7 protein-coding genes and 1 pseudogene are annotated in these 7272 nt (G+C 71.9%); 7 read left to right on the forward strand and 1 reads right to left on the reverse strand.

Features of this window, described 5'->3' with window-relative positions; genetic code table 11:
• The 7 genes from BZL64_RS31080 to BZL64_RS31110 form a co-directional block, all read left to right on the forward strand.
• A partial coding sequence (locus BZL64_RS31080; RefSeq protein ID WP_107430377.1) for a fumarylacetoacetate hydrolase family protein occupies positions 1 to 794 on the forward strand: 794 nt, incomplete at its 5' end.
• A complete protein-coding gene (locus tag BZL64_RS31085) occupies positions 791 to 1747 on the forward strand; it encodes a cyclase family protein (RefSeq protein ID WP_086772480.1) in 957 nt (318 codons plus the stop codon). The genes BZL64_RS31080 and BZL64_RS31085, both read left to right, overlap by 4 nt.
• A 24-nt stretch (positions 1748 to 1771) precedes the next feature.
• A complete protein-coding gene (locus BZL64_RS31090) occupies positions 1772 to 2902 on the forward strand; it encodes an FAD-dependent oxidoreductase (protein WP_086772481.1) in 1131 nt (376 codons plus the stop codon).
• The gene (locus tag BZL64_RS31095) at positions 2899 to 3939 is read left to right on the forward strand and encodes an amidohydrolase family protein (RefSeq protein WP_086772482.1); all 1041 of its coding nucleotides are present in this window, start codon (positions 2899 to 2901) and stop codon (positions 3937 to 3939) included. The genes BZL64_RS31090 and BZL64_RS31095 overlap by 4 nt, the downstream gene beginning before the upstream one ends.
• A gap of 69 nt (positions 3940 to 4008) precedes the next feature.
• Entirely contained in the window at positions 4009 to 4947 is a 939-nt protein-coding gene (locus tag BZL64_RS31100) for a VOC family protein (protein ID WP_086772483.1), read from the forward strand.
• Positions 4948 to 4994: 47 nt separating this feature from the next.
• Complete coding sequence (locus BZL64_RS31105) at positions 4995 to 5966, forward strand: fumarylacetoacetate hydrolase family protein (protein WP_086772484.1); 972 nt, start codon at positions 4995 to 4997, stop codon at positions 5964 to 5966.
• A complete protein-coding gene (locus BZL64_RS31110; RefSeq protein WP_086772485.1) occupies positions 5963 to 6772 on the forward strand; it encodes an SDR family NAD(P)-dependent oxidoreductase in 810 nt (269 codons plus the stop codon). Before BZL64_RS31105 ends, BZL64_RS31110 begins: the two co-directional genes overlap by 4 nt.
• Positions 6773 to 6866: 94 nt before the next feature.
• On the opposite strand, the pseudogene BZL64_RS31115 reads toward BZL64_RS31110, so the two are convergent.
• A pseudogene (locus tag BZL64_RS31115) lies at positions 6867 to 7272 on the reverse strand (pectate lyase); the annotation flags it as partial.

Genomic DNA, 7272 nt, shown 5'->3' on the forward strand with positions numbered 1-7272 from the left:
TGGCGGCAGGCGCCGGCCGGGAGGGGAGGCCGCTGTCGGACTTCCGGGTGCACGCGCCCGTCGCACCGCGCCAGGTGTTCCAGTCCGGCGCGAACTACCGCCAACATGTCATCGACCTGCATGTCGCCCATCGCGCCCCGGGCGACGACCGGCCGGAGGAGGAACGCCGCGCCGAGGCCGCCGACATCATGGACCGGCGGGCGGCCGAGGATCTGCCGTACGTGTTCATCGGCCTGCCGAGCGCGATCACCGGCCCGTACGACGACGTCGTCCTGCCCGCCTGGGCGGAGAAGCCGGACTGGGAACTGGAACTGGCGGCCGTGATCGGCCGGCCGGCCCACCGGGTGTCCGTGGAGGACGCGCACCAGCACATCGCGGGTTACACCATCGCCAACGATCTGACCGACCGGGCCACCGTCTTCCGCCGGGACATGCCGCAGATCGGCACCGACTGGCTGCGCAGCAAGAACGCGCCCGGCTTCACCCCGCTCGGCCCCTGGATCGTCCCGGCCGAGTCGATCGCCGACACCGGCGACCTGCGGCTGACGCTGAGGCTCAACGGCGAGACCATGCAGGACGAGTCCACCAAGGACATGATCTTCAGCGTCGCCCGCATGGTGTCGTACGCCTCGCAGAGCGCCCGTCTGCTGCCGGGCGACCTGGTGCTGACCGGCAGCCCGGCCGGCAACGGCATGCACTGGGGCCGGCTGCTGCGCGACGGCGATGTCATGGAGGGCGCGGTCACAGGTCTCGGTGTGCAGCGCACGCGATGTGTCGCCGAGACGGCGTCATGAACCGGCACGATCCCGAGGGCGCCATCGCCGAGGCCGCCAAGGCGTACTCCAACTGGGGGCGTTGGGGCGAGGACGACGTGCTCGGCACGCTCAACTTCCTGGACGAGGGCAAGCGGCGTGAGGCGGCCGGGCTGGTCCGGCGGGGCGTCAGCTTCTCCCTCTCCCAGTCCTTCGACATGAACGGGCCGCAGAAGGGGTGGCGGCGCCGAACCAACCCGGTGCACACCATGCTGGACACCGGCACGGACGCCGCCCTCGGCAACCAGGGCTTCCCGCACGGCATCGGTGGCGCCGACGACGTGATCGCCATGCCGTTGCAGTGCTCCACGCAGTGGGACGGGCTCGGGCACATCTTCGACCACGGCAGGGCGTGGAACGGCCGGCCGGCCGAGAAGGTCGTCACCTCCGACGGCGACCTGGTCACCGGCATCGAGCACATGGCCGCACACGTCAGCGGGCGCGGCGTCCTCCTCGACGTCGGCCGCACCTACGGCGAGGCCGGGGAGCTGCCCGACGGGTTCGCGATCACCGAGGAGCAGCTGACGGCGACCGCCGAGGCGCACGGGGTGGCCGTCGGCCGGGGCGACCTCGTGCTGGTACGCACCGGGCAGCTGGCACGGGCCCGCCGGGACGGCTGGGGCGACTACGCCGGCGGTCCCGCGCCCGGCCTGTCGTTCAGCACCGCCGGCTGGCTGCACGGCAGCGAGATCGCCGCGATCGCCACCGACACCTGGGGATTCGAGGTCCGCCCGAACGAGTTCGAGCACGCCTTCCAGCCCCTGCACCAGGTCGCCATCCCGCACATCGGCCTGCTGATCGGTGAGATGTGGGACCTGGACGCCCTGGCGGAGGACTGCGCCGCCGACGGCGTGTACGCGTTCTCCCTGACCGCCGCACCCCTGCCCATCACCGGCGCGGTCGGCTCCCCCGTCAACCCCATCGCCCTCAAGTAACTTACGGAACAAGGGAGTTCCCCCATGAGTAGAGCCCGCACGGTCCTGGTGATCGGCGGCGGCGCGGCCGGCAACGCCGTGACGGTCCTGCTGCGCCGCGCCGGCCTCACGGTGGACCTGATCGAGGCCAAGGACGACTGGAACGCCACCGCCGGATCCGGCATCACCCTCCAGGGCAACGCCCTGCGCGTCCTGCGCGAACTCGGTGTCTGGGACCGGGTAAGGGAGTCCGGCTTCGCCTTCGGCTCCGTCGGCATCACCACGCCTGACGGCACCGTCCTGCACGTCGCACGGGATCTGCGCACCGGCGGCGACGACCTGCCCGCCACCATCGGCATGCAGCGCCCGCAGCTCCAGCGGATCCTCATCGACGCCGTGCGCGCCGCCGGCGCCTCGGTGCGGCTCGGCACGACCGCGGAGATCCTGGGCCAGGACGCGCAAGGGGTATCCCTACGGTTCTCCGACGGCAGTGAGGGCCGCTACGACCTGGTCATCGCCGCCGACGGCCTCGGCTCCACCACCCGCGCCGCGATCGGCATCACCGCCAAACCCGAGCCCACCGGCATGGCCATCTGGCGCGTCGCCGCCCCGCGCCCGGCCGGCGTGACCCGCACCGACCTCGCCTACGGCGGCCCCGCCTACATCGCCGGCTACTGCCCCACCAGCGACACCACCCTCTACGCCTACGTCGTCGAGGCCAACCGCGACCGCGCGTCCATCCCGCCGCAGACGTACGCGGACGAGATGCGCCGCCTCACCCGCCACTACGGCGGGTTCTGGCCGGAGATCAGCGCGCACATCACCGACCCGGCGAAGGTCAACTACACCTGGTTCGACCGCATGCTGGTCGAGGGCTCCTGGCACCGCGGCCGGGTCGTCCTCGTCGGCGACGCGGCGCACTGCTGCCCGCCCACGCTCGCGCAGGGCGCGGCGCTGTCCCTGGAGGACGCGTGGGTCCTCACGCAGTTGCTGACCGGCGCCGACACCTGGGACGACGCCCTCTTCCAGGCGTACTACGAGCGGCGTATCGCCCGAGTCCGCCCGGTCGTCGAGGCGTCCGTCCAGATCGGACAGTGGCAGCTCGACGGCGTCCGCGACGCCGACGTTCCCGGCCTGATGGGCCGCACCATGACCATGCTCAGGGACCTGCCATGACCGAACCCACTCCGCGCCGTACGGAGACATCCGCCCCCGTACCGACCGTCGACGTGCACGCACACGTGCTGCTGCCCGAGGTCGACGCGCTCGTGACCGGACTGCCCGGCCATGCCGAGGCCCGCGGACTCGACGCACGGCGCAACGGCCCCGCCTCCCTCGCCGTCAGCGGCCCCATGGTCCGCGACCGGATCCCCCGGCTGACCGACCCGGCCGTACGGCTGGCCGCGATGGACGCCCAGGGCGTGGACGTCCAGCTCGTCAGCCCCTCCCCCTCGCACTATCACTACTGGGCGGACGAGGAGACGGCCGAGAAGGTGTACCGGACGGCCAACGAGGCGACCGCGGCGCACTGTTCGGCCGCGCCCGACCGACTGCGGGGGCTGGGCCTCGTGCCGCTCCAGCACCCCGGTCAGTCGGTGCGCGCCCTCGAACACGCCCTGTCCCAGGGCCTGTTGGGCGTCGAGATCTCCAGCCACGCACCGGAACGGGAACTCTCCGATCCTGCCTACGCACCCTTCTGGTCGCGTGCCGAGGAGACCGGCGCGCTCCTCTTCCTGCACCCCTTCGGCTGCACGCTCGACGAGCGGCTGGACCGCTGGTACCTGTCCAACACCGTGGGGCAGCCGACCGAGAACGCCGTCGCGCTGTCCCACCTCATCTTCTCCGGGGTCCTGGACCGGCATCCCGGCCTGAAGCTGATCGCCGCACACGGCGGCGGCTACCTGCCCACCCACATCGGCCGCTCCGATCACGCCTGGTCCACCCGCTCCGACGCCGGCACCGACTGCGCGCACCCGCCCAGCAGCTATCTGAAGCGGCTCTACTTCGACTCCCTCGTCCACGATCCGCACGTGCTGCGGGAGCTGATCCGCGTCGCCGGGGCCGACCGGGTCCTGCTCGGCTCCGACTTCCCCTTCGACATGGGCACCGCGGACCCGGTCGGCGCCCTGCGCGGCGCGCGCCTCACCGAGGCCGACCTCACCGCCGTACGCGGCGGAAACGCCGCCGCCCTGCTCCACCTCGCCTCCGCCTGAGAAACAACCCATGAGGCAAGCCATCAGGCAACCAGTCAAGGAACCCGTGAAGGAACACCGGAGGAACCCATGAGCGCACGTCTGCTCACGCACCTGCGGCACGTCGACCTCGCCGTGCCCGACTACGACAAGCAGCTCGACTTCTACGCCGGCGTCTGGGGCCTGACGAAGGTCGCCGAGGACTCCGGCATCTCCTTCCTCGCCGCCGAGGGCTCCCCGGAGCAGTACGTCGTCCGGCTGCGCAAGGCCGGCGAGAAGCGCCTCGACCTCGTGTCGTACGGGGCCGCCTGCGCCGCCGACGTCGACACTCTCGCCGAACAACTCCTCGCCGGAGACGTGCGGTTGATCGGCCGGCCGGGCAAGGTCGACACCCCTGGCGGCGGCTACGGCTTCCGCTTCTTCGACGTCGACGGCCGCACCGTCGAGGTCTCCGCCGACGTCGAGGTACGGCAGCACCGCAGGATCGAGGAGAAGGAGGCGATCCCGGTCAAGCTGTCCCACGTCGTCCTCAACTCCCCCGACCTCGACAGGACCCGCGCCTGGTACGAACGCCACCTCGGCTTCCGCCTGTCCGACACCCTCAGCTCGCCGCACATGGGCGAGGTCATGCACTTCATGCGGATCTCCAACCAGCACCACTCCATGGCCATCGCCCGGGGACCGCACACCGCCCTGCACCACGTCTCCTTCGAGATGCGCGGCCTCGACGAGTACATGCGCGGCTCCGGCCGCGTGATGCGCGCCGGGCACCGGAAGATCTGGGGCCCCGGCCGGCACATGGCGGGCGACAACACCTTCACCTACTTCCTCGACCCGCACGGCAACACCGTCGAGTACACCACCGAGTTGGAATGCCTCGACGAGGACGCCTGGCACCCGCACGTCTACGACTTCTCGCGGCCCGAGGTCACCGACCAGTGGGGCACCGCCAACCCCATGAACGAACTCATCGCCAAGGAGTCCTTCAACGACCCCGACCGCGGCGTCTTCGTCGCCCCGCCGGTCTGACCGGTCACGTACTTCCCTCGACCGGTCCCCTCCCCAGGAGCCGCACCATGCGTTTCGCCGCCTACGAACACCGTCAGCGTCACCGCGTGGCCGTCGTGGAGGACGACGGCACCCTCCGCCCGCTGCCCGGTGTCTCCTCCCTCACCACGCTGCTCACCGAGACCGGCGGCCTGGCCGGGCTGCTCGCCGCGGGCGCCGCCGCCCTCGACGTGCCGCCCGGCCCGCACGTGTCGCAGGTCCGGCTGCTGCCGCCGCTCCAGCCCGCCTCCGTCCGGGACTTCGTCACGTTCGAGGAGCACGTCGAGGGCGTACGCCGCTCCGTCGACGGCGTGTCCGGGGTCCCCGAGCAGTGGTACGCGGCGCCGACCTTCTACTTCACCAACCCGCACGCGGTGTACGGCCCTCATGACGACGTGCCCGTGCCGCCCGGGTCACAAGTCCTGGACTTCGAACTGGAGGTGGCCGCCGTGATCGGCCGGGAGGGCCGCGACCTGACTCCCGAGCGGGCCCGCGACCACATCGTCGGCTACACCGTGTTCAACGACTGGTCCGCGCGCGATCTGCAGAGCGCGGAGATGAAGGTGGGCCTCGGCCCCTGCAAGGGCAAGGACACCGCCACCACCCTCGGCCCGTACCTGGTCACCGCCGACGAACTGGAGCCGCACCGGGACGCCGACGGCTTCCTGCGCCTGGCCCTGCGCGCCGAGGTCAACGGCGAGACGGTCGGCGAGGACCTGCTGTCCCACATGAGCTGGACGTTCGAGGAGATGACCGCCTACGCCTCCCGCGGCACCCGCGTGATGCCGGGTGACGTCCTCGGTTCGGGCACCTGCGGCAACGGCGGCTGCCTGGCCGAACTGTGGGGCCTGCGCGGCGAGCGGAACCCGCCGCCGCTCAAGCCCGGCGACACCGTCTCCCTGACCGTCGAGGGCCTCGGCACGCTCACCACCACCGTCGTGCCCGGCACGGAACCGGTGCCGCTGCCGGCCGGCCGGCGCCGCACTCGGGAGCGGCCGTGAGCGGCCCGCACGCCGAGCGGCTCCTGGGCAAGGTCGTCGTCGTCACGGGCGCGGCCCGTGGCCAGGGCGCCGCGCAGGCGGAGGCGCTCGCCCGAGAGGGTGCGCACGTCGTCGCCACCGACGTCGACCCCGCTTCCGGCTGCCGCCGACTGGACGTCACCGGCGAGACGGAGTGGGCCGCGCTCGCCGCTGAACTGCGCGAGGCGTACGGACAGGTGCACGGCCTGGTGAACAACGCGGGCGTCACCTGGCGCGCCCGGATCGGCGAGGTCCGTCCCGAGGACATGGCGCGTGTCCACGCGGTCAACGTCGTCGGCCCGCTGCTCGGCATCCAGCACCTCGCACCGCTGATGCCGGCCGGCGCCTCCGTCGTGAACGTCGGCTCCTCGGCAGCCCTGACCGCCCACTACCCGGTCGCCTACACGACCAGCAAGTGGGCACTGCGGGGGCTGTCGAGAACGGCCGCTCTGGAACTGGGCCCGCGCGGCATCCGCGTCAACACGATCCACCCCGGCTACATCGAGACCGAGATGACGGCCTCCGCCGCGCCGTCCTTCCGGGAGGCCAACATCCGGGAGACGCCGCTCGGCCGTACCGGGACCGTCGGGGAGGTGGCCCCGCTGGTCGTCTTCCTGTTGTCGGACGAGTCGTCGTTCATCACCGGCGCCGAGATCCCCGTCGACGGTGGTCTGACCGCGCACGGCGGGGTCAAGTCCGTCTCCGACGCCGTCCGGTCCGGCTCACACCGTGCGGCGGGGAGCGGGCAACTCGCCGCGGAGGGCGTCCCCTCCCACGAAGCACGCTGAGCGGGAAGGGGACGGCGCCGGGCGGACACCCGGCACCGTCCCCGAAGCGGCGGGCAGGTCCGCGTCGGACCGCGGACCTACCGGGCGCGCTTTCCTACGCGTAGGTCTCGAACTCGGCGACCTTGGGCGTGCCGGCCGAACCGGTGATCTCGAAGGTGACCTTGCTCAGCGAGGTCCGCGGGAAGGTGATGACGCCCGCGCCGCTGCCCGAGGTGAGAACGGCACCGGTGTCACCGTTGATCAGCTTCCAGGCCCCGATGACACCCGCCGATCCGGCCGCCTCCCGGATGTTGACCTTGGAGACGGAGGTGGCGGAGCCCCACTTGATCGAGACGGCCCCGGTCGAACCGGCCGGCGACCAGTACGTGGTCAGGACACCGTCCCGTACGTTGCCGTAGCTCGTGCCGTCGGCCTTGCTGGAGCCGTCCGAACCGGCTCCGATGCTCAGGTTGGTCCCACTGGGCTGGCTCGGTCCGGAGGTGGGGGTCGCCGTCGGGGTG

The organism is Streptomyces bobili (assembly GCF_002154575.1).
Classification (GTDB): domain Bacteria; phylum Actinomycetota; class Actinomycetes; order Streptomycetales; family Streptomycetaceae; genus Streptomyces; species Streptomyces bobili.